This is a genomic window from Blastopirellula marina (assembly GCF_002967765.1).
In the GTDB taxonomy this organism is placed as follows: domain Bacteria; phylum Planctomycetota; class Planctomycetia; order Pirellulales; family Pirellulaceae; genus Bremerella; species Bremerella marina_A.
Map to the genome: position 1 here is coordinate 363,004 of NZ_PUHY01000010.1, position 16,058 is coordinate 379,061.

Below are 16,058 nucleotides of genomic sequence, written 5' to 3' on the forward strand. Positions count from 1 at the left end.
TAGCCGATCTGAGAAATCCAACAGGCTGCTAGCGTTTGGCGGCAACTTCCAGACAGACCAGACGATCCTCGCCACGCACGTAAAGACGTCCATCCGAAAGGATCGGCGCGGCCCAGGCGGGCGGTTTCAGGAGATCGCGGCCATCATCGTCTTGGAGAGTGACTTTGGAAACCAGCCGATATTGCTTGGGGTCGGTCTGAATCAACATGAGCGAGCCATATTCGCTTAAGCAGATCAAGTGACCGTCGGCCGCCAGCAACGAGCAGCGTGCTAAGCCAGGTACCGACCACATCACTTTGCCGGTCTTCCACTGAATGCAGCGTAGCTCTGCTTCGTGAGGATGACGACCACTGCTGCCGTACAAATAACCATCTTGGTAGACGGCCGTGTTCCAGTGGGTCTCCATCGCATGATCGCGGCTTCGCAGTTCGTCCTTCCAAACGACTTCGTACCCGCCTGGCTTCACTTTCAACAACGTACTGCCAACGGCATAACACTCGGAGATGAAGACTTCGTCGCCGACGATCACGGGCGTGCTGGCATTCACGCTTTCCAGTTTCTTGGCTCGCCATGGATAATGGAAATCGATCTTGCCGTCGCGTGGGTCGAATCCGAGTAAGCCGCCTCGCAGGAAGGCGAAGCACCAGGGACGTCCATCAATCTCCGCCAAAGTTAAGCTGGCATAGCTGGCGAGCTCATCGGAGATTTTGTAGATCTCTTTGCCCGTCAATTTGTCGAGCGCTACGACGCCGCTACCATTGCCGTCAACGCGAGCGATGTCGTATGGGCCCAGCCCTTTGAACTCCTCCGGACTACCGCCGACCATGACCAACAATTTGTCTTCGAAAATGACCGGCGTGCTGCCAATGCCAAAAAAGTTCGGCACGACCATGTATTCCTGCGATAGATTTCGTTTCCAAAGAAGCTTCTTCTCGGGAATGCTCACGCAGTGCAGTTCTCCCTCAGCGCCGTATAGATAAACGCGATCTCCGTCGATAATCGGACTACAGCGCGGACCATTGTTGTAGCCCAAGTAATCGTCGTACTGCGTGGGATACTCGTACGTCCACAGTTCGTCCCCCGTTTTTGCATCCAGCACCACTAAGCGATTAACGTCGCCATAACGATCGAACTGATAAAACTTCCCTTCGCTGATCGAACCAATCCCATAGCCCGTTCCCAGCTTTCGTTGCCACAATTCTTTCGGGCCTCGCTGGGGCCATTGCTTTAGCAAGCCAGTTTCACTGGAGGTGCTGTTATGCCGCGGACCAAGAAAGGTCGGCCAATCTTCCGCCGCACTGGGAGAGTCCGTGATAAACAGCGTGAAAATCGTGGTGATCACGAGTCCGAGTGAGTGAACCCAAGTCGGCATGAAATAGTCCTGAGGATTGCGGTAGGTAGTGCTAGGCGAGGTTTCGTTTTATCCTGGCAGTATAGCTAACCCGATCGTTCGCTCCAAAACCGCGTCCTTAATCGCCAACCGATCGATTTCCTTTATGTCTTCATTCACCATCAACAATTCGATTCACATCCCCTGGAGCGAGCTGCAATTCTCGTATGCCCGCTCTGGCGGCCCAGGCGGCCAGCACGTCAACAAGACGAATACGAAGGCCATCTTGAAATGGGATGTGCGCCAAACGGAAGCGATCGGACCAGCCATCAAGCAGCGATTCGAGAAGCATTGGGGGGCCAGAATCAACAAAGAGGGCTGCGTGGTCATCAGCAGCGAAGAGAGCCGAGACCAGCGTAGTAACATGGAAGCCTGCTTGGCGAAGCTGAAGCAGATGCTGACCATCTCGGCTAAACGTCCCAAAGTCCGCGTTCCGACGAAGCCATCGCTTGGCTCGGTTCGGCGCAATGCCGAGAAAAAACGCCAGCGAAGTGAGCGAAAAAGCCAGCGTCGAGCGTCTAAAAATATCTCTCGCGACGATTAGGCTCCCAACACCCCCTCTACAGGGAGGACGGACCAAGATTGGCCGACCTTTCCCAGGAGCGCGGATGGCCTATAATCTGTTTGGACGACGCGAATTGCTTTACTTAGCATGGAATCTATGGCCTCCGAAGACCAGCACGAAGACATCGACCAAATCTTGAATTCCTGGACGTTCGAGCCTGGTCGGCTCACTGCCCGGCTCGTTACCGCTACAGACGGACGGGACGTTCTGCAGATGCGGATCGAAATGGGATTGCTGCAAATGGAAACCTCCGGTCGTCCCGACGGTGAGAAGCCATTTAACTTCGATTCGTACCTTGAGTACCTTCAGGCTCAGTACATCGCCGACGATTCGATCATGCTGACCGACGACGATTGCCTGGAAATCGATCGGGAATTCGTGCAGCTTTATCACCGCCGCATTTGTTGGCTGGCCCTCAGAGAATATGAAAAGGCAGTCCGCGATGCCGATCACACGTTGGCGTTGATGGACGTCTGTCGAGATCATTCAACCGACGAGGAATGGATCGACAGTCACGAGCATTTTCGCCCGTTTGTAATGTTCCACCGCATTCAAGCGAAAGCGCTGATTGAGCTGGAAAAGCACACCCCGGAACATGCGATCGAAGAATTGACTCAGGGTGTCGAGCAACTTCGCTCCGTGCATCAAGAATACGATCCAGAAAACGACTTCGATGAAGACGAACTTCACGTCCGTTTAATCGAACTTAGGGAAACCCTTCGTGAGCAGTTCGAAGTCGGCCAAACGTTGAACGAGCAACTAGCCGATGCCGTCGCGAATGAACGGTACGAACAAGCGGCCAAGCTCCGCGATCGGATCTCAAAGCGGGAAGATCCGCGTTAACCCCCCTGAAAGCTAAAATCAAACCACTCTTCTGCGCTGCTTTCTTCGCGATTGTCTTCCAAAAAACTTAAAACTTACCTAACACCTCCCGATTGTGTGATTTTGTTGCAATCGGTTTTCAAACTGGCTACAATTCGACAACATACCCTCGTCTGCCCCGAACATATCCCGGTATATCCCGCCTACATCGATTTAAGGAAACAGCATGTCTGACAAGACAACTCCCGCCTCCAACTCGAATATCGAGCGACGCAGCTTTTTGAAAAGCTCCGCCGCGTTGGGTACTGCCGCTGCCGTCGGCAGTCTGACACTTTCGCAAAGTGCCCACGCCGCTGGTAGCGACACCTTGAAGGTTGCTCTGATCGGTTGTGGTGGACGAGGTAACGGTGCCGCGGTCAATGCGACGAAGGGTGACGAGAACCTCAAAATCACCGTTTTGGCCGACATCTTCCCTGACAAGGTCCAGGCATCGAAGCGAATTCTCAGCCGCCAGTTGGGCGATCGCTTTGAAGTGTCCGATGAAAACTGCTTCAGCGGTTTTGATGCTTACAAAGATGTCATGGCAACCGACGTCGACGTCGTTCTGCTTTGCACAACGCCTCACTTCCGTCCGGCTCACTTGGAAGCCGCCATCGAAGCTGGCAAGCATGTCTTCTGTGAAAAGCCTGTCGCGATCGACGCGCCTGGTTGCCGCAAAGTTCTGGAAACCTGCAACAAGGCCAAGCAGAAGAATCTGAGCATCGTGAGCGGTCTGTGCTGGCGATACCATCCGTCGGTTCAAGCAACCGTCGAACAGATCAAGTCGGGTGCGATCGGCGATATCGTTTCGATTCAGGAAAACTACCTCGCCGGCACCCTCTGGCACCGAGGTCGTAAGCCTGATTGGACCGAAATGGAATACCAGATCCGCAACTGGTTGTACTTCACCTGGCTGTCGGGCGATCACATCGCCGAACAAGCCATTCACAGCCTCGATAAGGCTTTGTGGTGCATGGACGATCAGCCGCCGGCAGCTGCCTACGGCCTGGGTGGTCGCGAAGTTCGTACCGGTGAAGAATACGGTAACATCTTCGATCACCACGCCGTCATGTACGAATATGAAACCGGTCAGAAGGTGTTCCACTACACCCGTCAGATGGCTGGCTGCTTCAACCAAACCGAAGACTTCGTCATGGGGACCAAGGGTAACGCCAAGATCCTCGCCGGTGTTGTCGAAGGGATGAACAACTGGAAGTACGACGGTCCAGGCGGCGACATGTACGACCTGGAACACAAGGCGCTCTACGCCGGTATGCGTTCGGGTGACATCATCAACAATGGTGATTACATGACCAAGAGCACCATGATGGCCATCATGGGCCGCATGGCGACTTACACCGGTAAGAAGATCACTTGGGACGAAGCTTGGAATAGCCAGGAAGACCTGACTCCGAAGAGCTACGCTTGGGGTCCAGTCGAAATCCCGACTCCAATCGCCGTTCCTGGCCAAACCAAGTTGGTCTAATCGTACGAGCGATCCTAACGGATTACACTGGAGGCCAGGAACAACCCTGGCCTCCTTTCTTTTGCGCTCGTGACTTCTGACTTCTCCCCAACTCGAAACCACGTTATCGGCATTTCCGCCGTCTCTTTGGTACTAGCCGTGCTCGCCGGGCTCTTGCTGGTGTGGGGCGATCCACTCAGCATTTCCCTCACCGGCAGTTCGTTGAAGTTTGCCTTGGCGACCGTCCTGTGCACGCTCCCTCCAGCGATCGTCACAGCGTTGCTGCTATTTCGAACCAACATTGCAGGCCGTGGTACGCTGCAAACGTTGTTGGTCGTGTGGCTCTTTCTTCCGATCTACGTACACATCGCCGGCTGGAGGAATCTCTTCGGGCCACAAGGTTGGCTCGAAATTGCGAACCCGTTCGATCCCTCGGCTAATTTGATCGACGGGTGGACCGGTGTGATTTGGCTACACAGCCTCGCTGCATTTCCTTGGGCCGTACTTCTCACAGGCGTGGCGTTCGGTCGCGGGCCCGCCAGTTTGGAAGAGGACGCCCGGCTTGATGTTTCGCCGCTGATCGTGCTCGCACGTGTCACGCTTCGTCAAAGCTGGGATGCCATCTTGGTGGCGGCAGCTTGGATCGCGATTGCCGTATTTGGTGAAATGAGTATCGCCAGTGTCTGCAATGTACGAACCTATGCCGAGGTCGTCTTCACTGGGATTCCGCTCGGACAATCGACCAGCGAAACCGGGCTCACGATTGCTCCCGGGGCCATGGTGATCGTTGGACTGGTTTTGCTTGCCGCTTGGGTCGCAGAAGCGATGCGGCCTCGCGGACAGGAAGTTGCGACGCGTCGGCCAACGCCATTGCCGCTAGGCCGGCAGAGGTGGCTCTGGACGTTGTTAGTTTGGCTTCTATTTCTAGCTGCGTTGGGCCCGCCGATCGTCGGTTTGATCTACAAAGTTGGCATCACTATTGATCAGGTGAATGGCGAATTTATTCGCGGGTGGTCGCTCGGCAAAGCCGTGCAGCTGACTCTCAGCAGCGTTACGGTATACGCCCCTGAACTCAAGTGGACGTTAGCAATTGGCGGCGCGGTTGCATTCGTGACGACGATTATCGCCTTGTTACTTAGCGACTGGGCGACACGTAGCCGCTTCGGTGCCTGGTTCGTAACACTCTTCTGTGCGGCCCTCTTCGCGTTGCCGGGGCCTATCGTCGGCCTTTCGATTGCTTGGGGTACCAATCGCCCCTGGTTGGCCTGGCTAGCTCCGCTAATCGACCGCAGCATCTTTGCCCCGGTGCTGGCAATCTTGACGATTACCCTGCCGATCGTAACGTTCTATTACTGGCATGCGTTCGCTTCACAGCGTCAATTGCACGAGATGGCTGCGATCGATGGTAGCAACTGGTGGCGAACCTGGACACGCGTTATCTTGCCAGGCAACGTCAGCTCGATTGCCGCCGGGACATTAATGGCCTACGTTCTGGGTTGTAACGACGTCGCGGCATCGGTGTTGGTGCTGCCGGCAGGGATCGATACGATCTCGCGTCGAATCTTCGGCCTCCTGCATTTCGGCGGCGAGGACAACGTGGCTGGCATTTTGCTGATGAACCTGATCGTAGTTGCCATCTTGGCGACGTTGATTCGTTACCTGGCGGGTCGTAGCGATTTTAGCGATTCGCTGCCGTAATCAGGCACCACGTACTATACTGCGAGTGTCCCCCTACGCCTGAAAACGAAGAGGAAAGCACGATGCGATTTGTCCCGATCTTGGTAGCTTCGATTTGCCTGCTTGCTGCATCCGCGGCATGCGCCGACGAAATTACGTTCGAGCGTGATGGGCAGCAGATCAATCTCAGCGGCCAAGTCATCGCCACGCACGAAGCAGGCATCGTCCTGCACACGCCTGATGGAAAGATGTGGCCGATCCAGCAAGACGAGATCACCAACCGCAAAAGAACAACGGATCCCTTTCGACTGCAAACGAAGCAGGAACTGATTGAAACAGTCCTGTCCGAGATGCCGCCAGGCTCGCAAGTTTACGAAACGGCTCATTACCTGGTCGCATACAATACATCACGACCCTACGCGCAGTGGGTGGCCGGCATGCTCGAGCGGCTTCATCGTGGCTTCACTTCATATTGGTCGCAGCGAGGCGTCACGATCCACGAACCAAAGCAGCCGCTCGTTGCGCTCGTGTTCGACAATCAAGACAACTTTGCGAACTACGCCCAAGCCGAACTTGGCGATGCCGCAAAAAGTGTGATTGGTTTCTACAGCATGCACACGAACTACGTGGTCATGTTCGATCTAACAGGCGGAGCAGGCGACTCACGCCGTAATCTGGGCATCCGCGATATTCAGCGGTTCATGTCGCGGCCCGACTTTCAGTGGAGCCTCGCCACAATCGTCCACGAAGCAACGCACCAACTGGCCTTCAACTCGGGAGTGCAGCAGCGCTTCGCCGACGTGCCTCTTTGGTTCAGCGAGGGACTTGCGATCTACTTTGAAACACCCGACGTTTCCAGCAGCCGCGGTTGGCGGGGCATCGGCCAGATTAGCAAACCACGCTTAGGTCAGTTTCAAAAAGCAGCACGTGGCGGACAACCTTTTCTGCCAGACTTGCTGAGTAACGACGACTCCCTTCGCAAAGCAGCTACTGCGCTCGATCGCTATTCCCAAGCTTGGGCGGTGACCTATTTCCTTCAGAAGCGAATGCCAGACGAGTACGATGCCTATCTCACCGAGCTCTCGCAAATCGCTCCCTTAAACGATCCGCCTGAGGGAGCACGCATCAAGATGTTTCAGAAGCATTTCGGGGCCGACCTGCTGCAATTGGAAAGTGAAGTCCGCGAGATGATGTCGGGCCTGCGGCCGTAACCAGTGCTATTAACCGTCTGCCAGTCTCTTACGAATGCTTTCCAGTTGTTCCTTGGCGACCTCAACTTCAACCTTCGCAATGTCCACATTTGCCTGCTCGTGGGCAATTTGGATTTCACTCTCGATAGAGTTGGCTTCTGCCTTGCGCAAGCTGGCTTTGGCAACGTCGGCTTCTAATTGATAGTTTGCCGTCTCTAGATCCGACTGCACAGCTTGTTGGGCTAGTTTCTCCGCATGCTTGAGCTGCACTTCCTTCAAGTCGTGTCGCAATCGCATTTCCCCGACATGCAGCTTGGTGACTTCACTTCTTAACTTCGCGATCCGCAAATTCGCTTCCGCTTTGGTTAGCTCAAATTCCTGGATCTGCAAATGATGAACAGCAAGAATCTCTTGCTGCCGAAGATCTGCGTTCGCGGCAACCTCTTTCTGGCTCTTGATCTCTTTCAGCATGATTTCGATGCGTAATCGTTCCGCTTTCGCGCGGGAAACGTCTCGACTCGAACCTCGTGCTACTTCCAGCAATTGAACCGCAATCTCTTCATCCAACTTGGCGGCCTCAACATATTTTTCGAGGATCGCGACGCGTTCTTCTTTCGAATTGCTTTGTTCCAACTGAGCTTCGTAAAGCGTGCGTTGTGCTTCCCACACTTCGTGGTACGGAACGGTTGAGTTTTGGTACAAAGTGCGAGCTTGCTCGACGGCTTGGCTCAACACTTCAATCCGCTCTGCTTGTAACTCACTTAAACTCATCTCTTCGGCTGCTTGCTGGGCGAACGCAGAAGCAGCAAATGAGGGCAAGAGTAAAGTAACCGCCAATAAGGCGACATCAATTCTCCGCGGGAACATAAGAAAACTCCTGAGCAGGAAGGGGAGTCGTTGGCAGAAAACTCGCATCTCCCGCCGGTTATACCACCACCCTCAAGCTAGGGGAAACAATTTCGCAGGCTCATTATTCGACTTGTCCTTCGTCCTCGTACGACTCGGTCGATACCCAGCACAGCCCAATCAAAACCACGGCAGTGATCACAGCAATAATCTGCACAGGCATAACAACATCGATCATGGCTTCCCTCCGGTAAGCTCGTGGTAATTCAACAAACGTGTACCAGAAGGATACGAGGCAGCCCTGAACCCAAGCTGAAGCGAAGATGAAATCGACTTCATCTCAGTTAGAAACTTCGCCAGCCAAAACATCTCCCGCTTGACGCGTAAGCACTTGCTTACCTATATTAATCGCATCATGAATACACAAACGCCAGAACCTGACGTGTTTACTGCAGTCAGCCATCCGGTGCGTCGCCAAATCCTCGATCTTCTAAGCACGGGGGACGCGCCCGTTAAAGTGATCGCTGGGCACTTCGAGATGAGCCGTCCGGCGGTGTCTCAGCACCTTCGCATCTTGCTCGATGCCGGCCTGGTAACGGAAGAGCGGCACGGGCGAGAGCGGCGTTATCACCTTTTGCCTGATCGTTTGATCCCGATCCGAGAATGGCTGACCCACTACGAGAAGTTCTGGGATCACCATCTCGAGCGGCTCCAGCAGCATCTGCTGAAAGGAAAGAAGAAATCGTGAGCGAGAGTATCCGCCGAGAGCTACACCTGCCGCAGCCGCCCGAGGAAGTTTGGGACGCCATCGCGAATCGCGAGTCACTCGCCGATTGGATGTACCCGAACACCTTTGAGCCGATTGTGGGACATCACTTCAACTTCCATGTACCTCCCAATCCGAAAGTCGGTTTCGAGGGGATTGTGGTGCGCTGCGAAGTACTGACCTGCGAACCACCCAAGCATTTGGAGTTTTCCTGGTCAGCGTTAAACCTGATCGGCACCACGGTTCGCTTCTTGCTTGAGCCGGCAGGGGAGGGAACGTTATTACGCTTCGAGCATGCCGGGTTCGACCTTACTCAGCCGGGCGTGGAGCAAGCATTCAAAGGAGCCAACTTTGGGTGGGGCAAGATGCTAGAAAAGCTTGCCACGATTATTGCCGACTCGTCGACCGATCATTCCTGATTGCCTTCAGCAGAAATCCAACCATGAACATCTTACTTTGGGTCTTACAAGTCCTGCTCGCGCTGCATACGGTCATGGGGGCCGTGTGGAAATTCTCGCACTCCGCCGAACAGACAATGCCTTCGCTGAAAGCTATTCCACAGCCGGTTTGGCTGGGCATGAGCGGGCTGGAAATCGCAGTTGGCGTATGCCTGATTGTGCCAGGGGTTTCCAAATCGCTTGGCTTCCTGACACCAATCGCCGCACTGGTTATCGTGGCCGAGATGCTGCTGTTCACCGGGCTTCATTTCGCCGCCGGCGAAACGAGTTTCGGCCCGGTGATCTATTGGTTAGTCGTTGCCGCGATCTGTGGCTTTATCGCGTACGGGCGTTTTGTTCTCAGCCCGTTCTAAAAGATGTTTCGGTTAGCTTCCGGCAACCGGTACCAACTCGTCAGCGCACTCGAATTCAGGATGAAATTCGTCAATTAGATATCGCAACTTTGTGTAAGCCGAGATCGATTGTTCAGGCGTGAGTGGCTGTTCCGAAAGCAGCAACGCTTCGATCTTTTCAACGACCAACTTGGCATGTTCCGACTTGGCTGGTGTCGACAAACTCGTTGCTAAGAATGAGACACGCGCGTCGCGGCTTTGTACCTGACGGTGCAATTCAAAAATCGCCCAGTGCGTATCGAGTTCGCTGACTTCGGGGAATTTCATAACACCGAGTTCGTGGGCAATCTTCTTCAACGCTTGCTCAAATCGATTCTTTGGCATGAATGCCTATTCCTTTCGTGCCGTCTCTGGGCTTTTAAGCGTGCATGTGTGTAAACAAGCCCCGCTGTTGCCGGAAGAATAGGGTCCTAATCATTCGTGCGCGTGCAGAAAAACGCAGAGTTTCAGCAAATCTTGAAAAAGCACTCTACAGCGTGCAGGCTGCATTCCACCCGAGGGGGGAATACGGTTTTTCCCGTACAATACCCAATGCAGCAATAACACAATTTGCCTGAGATCAGCGACAGACAATAACGATGTCGAACGAGCAGACACGACATGAAAAAGCCCGCGTGCAACCGTTTGACATCTCGAAATCGATGCCATCGGCTGTCACGCGAGCGTGAAGTTAGATCGTATCTAGACGGAAAGGAGCGGCAGCTACTTCGATTCCGTGATCCGGAACAGATGGTCCGAGGTGCGAATGACGAGGTTGCCATCCAGGAAGATGGGCGAGGCCATGATTCGTTCGCCCAAATCATTTTCGGCCAGCACTTCGTACTTATCTCCCGGCTTGATCACGGTAGTCATGCCGGACTCGCTGCAGAAATAGATCCGCCCGTCGGCATAGGTTGGCGAGGCCGCGTAGTTGCCGCCAAGCCGGCTCGTCCAGACATCGTGGCCAGTCTCTGGATCGACACACGTGGCAACCCCGCGGTCACTGACCATGTAAATCAGTCCATCGACAAAGATCGGCGAAGGCGTTGTCGGCACCTGACGGCTGAAGGTCCATTCGATGTGCGAATTCGAAACGTCTCCTTCGCCATCGGTTCGCACGGCCATCAACTGCGGACGCATAAACCCAGTGCAGATGTAAACCGTGCCGTCATGATGGATCGGCCGCGGCACGTTCGAGAACCCGCTGCCGTGATCGACACGCCAGATCTCTTTGCCGGTTTCAGGCTCGTAAGCACAAACCCATTGCGCCCCGGGAATCACCAACTGGGTCTTGCCAGCCACCTCGATCACCAGTGGCGTCGCGTACGCTTTGCGTTGATCACCATCTTCCGCCCGGAACGGGGGACGTGGCGTCTTCCAAACGGTCTTGCCGGTCTTCTTATCGACGGCGGTAATGTACTGCTCGAACACCCCGTCGCAGGTCAGCACCAACAAGTCCCCCACCAAAACGGGCGAACTCCCAGGACCGACGTTGTATTCCAGGTCGTTTTCTTCGTTTCGCCAGACCACTTCGCCACTTTCGGTATCGACGCAGCATGCACCGTATGTCCCGAAATAGCAGTACAGAAACTTGCCGTCCGCCACCGGCGTGGGCGATGCGTACGAATTGGTCAAATGGACCGTTAGCGGGTCGTCGACATCAAACAGGTCAACCGTATTCAACAACTCGCCAGTCTTGTAATCGACCTGAATCGCTTGCAGTTTGACCGATGACGCCAGGTTCGATTGATTGCGAGCAAACGGCTTGGCATCCTTCAAGCGTTCGTTCTTTTCCTCTTCGCTGAGATAATTGACCAGCGCGGTCGTCACCCAAATCGAATCGCCCACCATGACCGGCGAAGACCAGCCCTTGCCAGGGATCGCCGTCTTCCAGGCAACGTTTTCGGTGGTGCTCCAGTTGAGCGGAACATTCTTGGCTTCCGTGATACCGTCGCCGTTGGGGCCACGGAATTGTGGCCAGCTTTCGGCGTTAGCAAGGGAAACAAACAGTCCGAGCACAATCAGCGAGCAAGTGGCGCCGAGTCGGGTCATGAGCGATAACCTAAGTCGTGGAAGGGTAGGACGAACGGGGCAGGAAAACGAAGCAGGGCAGGGTGGTCACTAATCGTGTAACGGCTAACCAAGATGACAGCCACCGCCGCCACATTGTGGCAGTCCACAGCCGCCGCCACTTGGTGCTGGGCCGCAGATTGGCAAATCGCTGGAACGTCCGCCGGTATGCGCAGCCGGAACACTCCATGCCTTCTCTAACTTGACGCTACCGCACTGCGGGCACTTGGGCTTGTCGTTGCCACGTACCAACAATTCGAATTGAGACTGGCAGCCTTGGCATGTGTATTCAAACAGTGGCATCGGTTCACCTGAGACGTAAATCGGTTACAGTCGAAATAGACGACTAATATTGTAAATCATACCCCAGGAAACTGCACCCATGACTTCCAGGCCTCCCCTCAGCCGAGAACAATCGCGTGCCGTCGACCAATTAGCTGCCGATAAATACCACATACCCGGTGTAATCCTGATGGAAAACGCCGGTCGTGGCTGCGCCGAGTTGCTCATCGCTCAGGCCCCCAAACAGGTCTTAATCGCGTGTGGCCCGGGAAATAACGGAGGAGACGGTTATGTGATTGCCCGTCACTTAAACCTGGCCGGCGTCGCGGTAAAGATCGCCCGATTTTGCCCACGCGAACGGATTCAGGGAGACGCCCTAATTAACTTCCGCATTCTGGAAGCGACCGACATCGAAATAATCGACTGCTCGAATGAGCCTCTTTCCGCTCCATTTCGCGAGGCTGTTGCGAATGCCGATTGGGTTGTCGACGCACTGCTGGGAACTGGCGTCACTTCGGCCCCGCGCCAGCCGATCGCCTCGGCCATCCGCGAGATCAACACCTCAACCGCCCGCACGTTGGCAATCGACATTCCCAGCGGTCTTGATTGCGACACGGGACAGCCCAACGATCCGACCATCGAAGCCAACTTCACCGCAACCTTCGTCACGCCCAAGCCAGGCTACGAGAAAGATTCCGCACGGCCGTATATCGGTGAACTGCATATCATCGATATCGGGACCCCACGGAAGTTGCTCGAGGAAGTGCTAGGTCGCTAAATCTATCGAACCCACAGGGCGCCCGGCCACCGGCCAGAAAATTTCTTCTCTAGCCTGGGCAACACCTTGCGCTGGCAGGCAGGAAAAAATGAGTTGCTAAGTTGACACGATCTCTGGATAAACGAAGCCACAAATCAACATTTCATGCGGTGCCAGCACTCGTTCCGATTTCATGTCCGATACGTATCTCCAACTCGCTGCCGAACTCGACGCGTACACCGCAGGCGTTTTGCCGCCGCTGCGTCGGTCGAAGCCTCCAACAGGAGACGAGATCAAGCATTCGGTCCGCGAGCTGATCTCGCATGTCGATCAAACGTTGGTCGACGTGTCGGGACGTTTACGAGCATTGGACGCTTCGCTGAAAGAAAAACAGTTTAAACAAACGGGCAACGATCACCCCCTACCCCCGCAAACACCGAAAGAGATTCTTGACGACATCCAGCTGTGCGTTACCCGACCGGTCACGCGTAGCAAGTTCTCCTGGTCGAGAATCGGCAATCGGCTGCGCCGGATGATCCGGCGTGTGAACGACGAACAGGAAGATGCCCGCCACGAGAAAGATCGCCGCCAACGTTATCAAGCACAACGCGAGCAGGAAGAGAAAGATCTCTGGTCGTGGCGCCCGCCAGGCCCAACACCGCGGCCCAAACGACGTCGCTCGCATTCCCCTCCACAAGTGAACCTCGAGACGCCGAATGATTTGGCCGAAGGAATCAGCCCTTCAATCAACCTGGCCGAAGCAGAAAATCTGTGTGCCTCGGGCATCCTAACCGGGTCTTCGAAAAGTGCGACCCACCAGTCCAGCGATGTGATCGAAACCAACGATCACCAATGTCCCACGTCGGAAGACACGGACCAGAGGCCCGGGGCGGACGATTGTGAACCTGTGTTTGACAAGCCGTCGGCTGTACGAATCGAAACAACCAAACCATCCTTAGCGCAGGAAAAAGCCCACGCGAACGCGGGCTTTTCAACTTCGGAAGACTCGATCGAGGACCGCTTAGTAGTTATCGGTCCCGAGCAATTTTTCTTCGACTTTGTCGGCCTGCCAGGCGATTGCAGTCAGGGTCTTGGTGACTTCCAACTGATCGACGGCATCGGCCAATTGGTTGGCCCGGACGGTGATGATTTCGCCGGCGTCACCTTTTTCGACCGCGAACGCACCATGGATCATCTTGGTGTTGTAACGCAACAAGGCCATAGCGTTTCGTTCGTTGGCTGGCCCGCAGAAGCTGTGGTAGACGACCAGTTCGTTTCCGTCGTCATCCTTTTGCCCGAACGTGACGTGCACGTTTTGCTTCCGCAAAGCACTCACGGGAACATTAATTACCCACTCATCGGCCGAGCTTTCAGTCAATGGCCAACTGCTGACTTGGGCCACGTTCTTGATGATGTCCTTGGCACTCATCGCCGGGACCGGGGCGGCGGTTCCTCCTTGCAGGTCGTCAAAGCTCATCGAGCCTCCCATCGGAGCAACCGGTGCCGGGCCTGTCGGTGCTCCCATCGGCTGCCCGCCGGGTCCACCTTGCGGCGGCGTCCCTGGTTGCTGATACCCCTGCATGGCAGCGTTCATCATGCCGGGCATCATCATTCCGAAACCAGCGCCCATACCCATTTGCATGGCTCCTGCCCCGGCGCCACCTCCGTCGCCGCCGTTTTCGGCCATCTTGCTCATGCTGTTGGCGGCTTGGTACATGGTAAATGCTCGCAGGTCGCCAATCGCGCCCATGCTGCTGCGGGCATCGATCGCTTTCTGCACTTCATCTGGGGGCGTGATCGCGTTGATGAAGAAGTCGACCAATTCCAAACCGTACTTGGCGAAATCGTCCGCCACTTTGAAGCGTGTGCCCGAGGCGATCTCGTCGAACTTGCTTGGCAAATCCAACATGCTGATCTGCGAGGTGCCCAACAAATCGGTCAGCCGCGACACGATCAGGTCTTTCAAATAAGCACTGACCTGGTCGGTGGTGAACTTGCCTTGGGTGCCAACAATGGTGTTCAGCATCAACGGGGCATCGACCACGCGGAACGAAAACTTGCCGAAGCTCCGCAGGCGGATCATACCGAAATCTTTGTCACGGATCGTGATCGGCTGACGTGTGCCCCATTTCTGATCCAGGAAGGTCTGCTTACCGAAGTAATAGACCGACGCCTGAAATGGAGATTTCTCCCACGGAATCGTCAGGATGCTGGTGATGATGGGAATGTTCTGGGTCTGCAGGGTATAGCGCCCTGGACCGAACGAATCCATCGCCTTGCCGTCCATAAAGAAGACGGCCTCCTGATTCTGCTGCACAATGAGCTGAGCCCCATACTTAATGGCGGCCGAGCCTTCCGGTGGCATGCGATGCACGATGGAGCGATTGGAGTTATCGAAGAACTGAATAACTTCCAGTTGCAAGCTCATCAGGTTTCTCTCTTTCTATACAATTACGATGTGGTCGATGACGAGTGTGTTGAAATTGGGCCTGGGGGACATCCGTTAGCTCGCGTCCGGTCCCGCGGCGACCCCTTTGAGTAGATTCTCGCGGTGGTCGATCTTGCCGAGCAGGCCGTCAATTTTGGCGGTGATTTCCGGAACGACTTGAGCCGGCGTCAGTGATGAAGTTCCGAGTCCTTGGATTTCCGTCGCCAACGCATCGACTTGCTGGACCAGCGCCAAGTCATGCTCGTAGATGTCGGTCAGCAACCCTTCGTCAACTTGAACGAAGTCGAAGAATCCGCTGTATCCTGGCATCTGGGCCCGTAATCGATTGATGGCCATATCGAGCCGGCTTCGCAGGCGTTCGAGCATCGGCAACTGATCTAGGGCCCCCAGGCCAACCAGCGTCTGGCCATACTCATCGAGCCCTTTCTTCGACTTCTGCAATTGGTCGGCCAGAAAGGTTCGTGTCATGCTATCACTCTCGCGACGGTATTCGCGGGCCAGATAGCCGGAAAAGCCAGGAATATACTGAAGAATCGATTCAACCAGTCCGCGATTCTTGGCATGCTCTTGAGGGTCGATCACCGGAGGCCTCCCGTGGGGCTGAAGTAAGGTCCGAAAAGGTGGCACAGGGCCGCGGCAAACTGCTGGCACCGCCAGGAAATAAATGTGAGCCGCCGCAAGTGTTTCGTACAAACTAGCTCGATCTTGCCGATAAAGCCTATTAGGGCATGCGGCTGGGACGCCGAGAAATCGGAGTTCTGTCTCGCTAAGTGCCTACCATATCAGTTTTTCCGGCAAAGGAAAAACATTCCCGGGCAAGTTTTTAACGGCGAGATACTGGACCTAAAAATCGAACACAAATCCGCCTGGATCCCAGCCTCGGTTTTTGGTAGCGTCTGCCCGCTTCAGTG

17 protein-coding genes are annotated in these 16,058 nt (G+C 55.0%); 9 read left to right on the top strand and 8 right to left on the bottom strand.

What is annotated here, in order from left to right:
- Positions 1-28 precede the first annotated feature (28 nt).
- Entirely contained in the window at positions 29-1,372 is a 1,344-nt protein-coding gene (locus C5Y83_RS12395; protein WP_105330056.1) for a PQQ-binding-like beta-propeller repeat protein, read from the bottom strand.
- 124 nt (positions 1,373-1,496) lie between these two features.
- Here C5Y83_RS12395 and arfB point away from each other — a divergent pair, with 124 nt between their 5' ends.
- The 5 genes from arfB to C5Y83_RS12420 all read left to right on the top strand — a co-directional run bounded on the left by arfB (position 1,497) and on the right by C5Y83_RS12420 (position 7,169).
- A complete protein-coding gene (gene arfB, locus C5Y83_RS12400) occupies positions 1,497-1,934 on the top strand; it encodes an alternative ribosome rescue aminoacyl-tRNA hydrolase ArfB (RefSeq protein WP_105330057.1) in 438 nt (145 codons plus the stop codon).
- A 117-nt stretch (positions 1,935-2,051) separates the two neighbouring features.
- Positions 2,052-2,798 carry a UvrB/UvrC motif-containing protein gene (locus C5Y83_RS12405; RefSeq protein WP_105330058.1) on the top strand — a complete coding sequence of 249 codons (747 nt, stop codon included), beginning with the start codon at positions 2,052-2,054 and terminating at the stop codon, positions 2,796-2,798.
- A gap of 205 nt (positions 2,799-3,003) precedes the next feature.
- On the top strand, positions 3,004-4,302 hold the full coding sequence (locus C5Y83_RS12410; protein ID WP_105330059.1) for a Gfo/Idh/MocA family oxidoreductase: 1,299 nt from the start codon (positions 3,004-3,006) through the stop codon (positions 4,300-4,302).
- A gap of 138 nt (positions 4,303-4,440) precedes the next feature.
- On the top strand, positions 4,441-5,979 hold the full coding sequence (locus C5Y83_RS12415; protein WP_146117758.1) for an ABC transporter permease: 1,539 nt from the start codon (positions 4,441-4,443) through the stop codon (positions 5,977-5,979).
- A 62-nt stretch (positions 5,980-6,041) separates the two neighbouring features.
- Positions 6,042-7,169 carry a DUF1570 domain-containing protein gene (locus C5Y83_RS12420; RefSeq protein ID WP_105330061.1) on the top strand — a complete coding sequence of 376 codons (1,128 nt, stop codon included), beginning with the start codon at positions 6,042-6,044 and terminating at the stop codon, positions 7,167-7,169.
- Positions 7,170-7,178: 9 nt separating this feature from the next.
- Here C5Y83_RS12420 and C5Y83_RS12425 read toward each other — a convergent pair whose 3' ends face one another.
- A complete protein-coding gene (locus C5Y83_RS12425) occupies positions 7,179-8,015 on the bottom strand; it encodes a hypothetical protein (RefSeq protein WP_105330062.1) in 837 nt (278 codons plus the stop codon).
- Between the two features lie 355 nt (positions 8,016-8,370).
- Between C5Y83_RS12425 and C5Y83_RS12430 the strand changes: the two genes are divergently transcribed.
- Genes C5Y83_RS12430 through C5Y83_RS29425 form a run of 3 tightly spaced genes read left to right on the top strand, consistent with a single transcriptional unit; the run spans position 8,371 to position 9,571 of the window.
- Positions 8,371-8,742, top strand: coding sequence for an ArsR/SmtB family transcription factor (locus C5Y83_RS12430; RefSeq protein ID WP_233207202.1), 372 nt, complete (start codon positions 8,371-8,373; stop codon positions 8,740-8,742).
- Complete coding sequence (locus tag C5Y83_RS12435) at positions 8,739-9,179, top strand: SRPBCC family protein (RefSeq protein ID WP_199195034.1); 441 nt, start codon at positions 8,739-8,741, stop codon at positions 9,177-9,179. Before C5Y83_RS12430 ends, C5Y83_RS12435 begins: the two co-directional genes overlap by 4 nt.
- 23 nt (positions 9,180-9,202) lie before the next feature.
- Positions 9,203-9,571, top strand: a complete 369-nt coding sequence (locus C5Y83_RS29425; RefSeq protein ID WP_158262339.1) for a DoxX family protein — start codon at positions 9,203-9,205, stop codon at positions 9,569-9,571.
- Between the two features lie 12 nt (positions 9,572-9,583).
- On the opposite strand, the gene C5Y83_RS12445 is transcribed toward C5Y83_RS29425, so the two are convergent.
- The 3 genes from C5Y83_RS12445 to C5Y83_RS12455 form a co-directional block, all read right to left on the bottom strand.
- The gene (locus C5Y83_RS12445) at positions 9,584-9,934 is read right to left on the bottom strand and encodes a hypothetical protein (RefSeq protein ID WP_105330063.1); all 351 of its coding nucleotides are present in this window, start codon (positions 9,932-9,934) and stop codon (positions 9,584-9,586) included.
- Positions 9,935-10,312: 378 nt separating this feature from the next.
- Positions 10,313-11,641, bottom strand: coding sequence for a PQQ-binding-like beta-propeller repeat protein (locus C5Y83_RS12450; protein WP_105330064.1), 1,329 nt, complete (start codon positions 11,639-11,641; stop codon positions 10,313-10,315).
- An 84-nt stretch (positions 11,642-11,725) separates the two neighbouring features.
- Positions 11,726-11,962, bottom strand: coding sequence for an FmdB family zinc ribbon protein (locus tag C5Y83_RS12455; protein ID WP_105330065.1), 237 nt, complete (start codon positions 11,960-11,962; stop codon positions 11,726-11,728).
- A gap of 79 nt (positions 11,963-12,041) precedes the next feature.
- Between C5Y83_RS12455 and C5Y83_RS12460 the strand changes: the two genes are divergently transcribed.
- On the top strand, positions 12,042-12,719 hold the full coding sequence (locus tag C5Y83_RS12460; RefSeq protein ID WP_105330066.1) for an NAD(P)H-hydrate epimerase: 678 nt from the start codon (positions 12,042-12,044) through the stop codon (positions 12,717-12,719).
- 400 nt (positions 12,720-13,119) lie between these two features.
- Here the strand turns inward: C5Y83_RS12460 and C5Y83_RS12465 are convergent, their stop codons facing one another.
- The 3 genes from C5Y83_RS12465 to C5Y83_RS12475 form a co-directional block, all read right to left on the bottom strand.
- On the bottom strand, positions 13,120-13,383 hold the full coding sequence (locus C5Y83_RS12465; protein ID WP_105330067.1) for a hypothetical protein: 264 nt from the start codon (positions 13,381-13,383) through the stop codon (positions 13,120-13,122).
- 336 nt (positions 13,384-13,719) lie between these two features.
- Entirely contained in the window at positions 13,720-15,126 is a 1,407-nt protein-coding gene (locus C5Y83_RS12470) for an SPFH domain-containing protein (RefSeq protein ID WP_105330068.1), read from the bottom strand.
- A gap of 75 nt (positions 15,127-15,201) precedes the next feature.
- On the bottom strand, positions 15,202-15,729 hold the full coding sequence (locus C5Y83_RS12475) for a hypothetical protein (RefSeq protein ID WP_105330069.1): 528 nt from the start codon (positions 15,727-15,729) through the stop codon (positions 15,202-15,204).
- Between the last annotated feature and the right edge of the window lie 329 nt (positions 15,730-16,058).

What these genes read in the sequence shown, in the direction of transcription:
- C5Y83_RS12395 (WP_105330056.1), bottom strand. Translation starts at nt 1,372, where the DNA reads ATGCCGACTTGGGTTCACTCACTCGGACTCGTGATCACCACGATTTTC.
- arfB (WP_105330057.1), top strand. Translation starts at nt 1,497, where the DNA reads ATGTCTTCATTCACCATCAACAATTCGATTCACATCCCCTGGAGCGAG.
- C5Y83_RS12405 (WP_105330058.1), top strand. Translation starts at nt 2,052, where the DNA reads ATGGCCTCCGAAGACCAGCACGAAGACATCGACCAAATCTTGAATTCC.
- C5Y83_RS12410 (WP_105330059.1), top strand. Translation starts at nt 3,004, where the DNA reads ATGTCTGACAAGACAACTCCCGCCTCCAACTCGAATATCGAGCGACGC.
- C5Y83_RS12420 (WP_105330061.1), top strand. Translation starts at nt 6,042, where the DNA reads ATGCGATTTGTCCCGATCTTGGTAGCTTCGATTTGCCTGCTTGCTGCA.
- C5Y83_RS12425 (WP_105330062.1), bottom strand. Translation starts at nt 8,015, where the DNA reads ATGTTCCCGCGGAGAATTGATGTCGCCTTATTGGCGGTTACTTTACTC.
- C5Y83_RS29425 (WP_158262339.1), top strand. Translation starts at nt 9,203, where the DNA reads ATGAACATCTTACTTTGGGTCTTACAAGTCCTGCTCGCGCTGCATACG.
- C5Y83_RS12445 (WP_105330063.1), bottom strand. Translation starts at nt 9,934, where the DNA reads ATGCCAAAGAATCGATTTGAGCAAGCGTTGAAGAAGATTGCCCACGAA.
- C5Y83_RS12450 (WP_105330064.1), bottom strand. Translation starts at nt 11,641, where the DNA reads ATGACCCGACTCGGCGCCACTTGCTCGCTGATTGTGCTCGGACTGTTT.
- C5Y83_RS12455 (WP_105330065.1), bottom strand. Translation starts at nt 11,962, where the DNA reads ATGCCACTGTTTGAATACACATGCCAAGGCTGCCAGTCTCAATTCGAA.
- C5Y83_RS12460 (WP_105330066.1), top strand. Translation starts at nt 12,042, where the DNA reads ATGACTTCCAGGCCTCCCCTCAGCCGAGAACAATCGCGTGCCGTCGAC.
- C5Y83_RS12465 (WP_105330067.1), bottom strand. Translation starts at nt 13,383, where the DNA reads ATGCGAGCGACGTCGTTTGGGCCGCGGTGTTGGGCCTGGCGGGCGCCA.
- C5Y83_RS12470 (WP_105330068.1), bottom strand. Translation starts at nt 15,126, where the DNA reads ATGAGCTTGCAACTGGAAGTTATTCAGTTCTTCGATAACTCCAATCGC.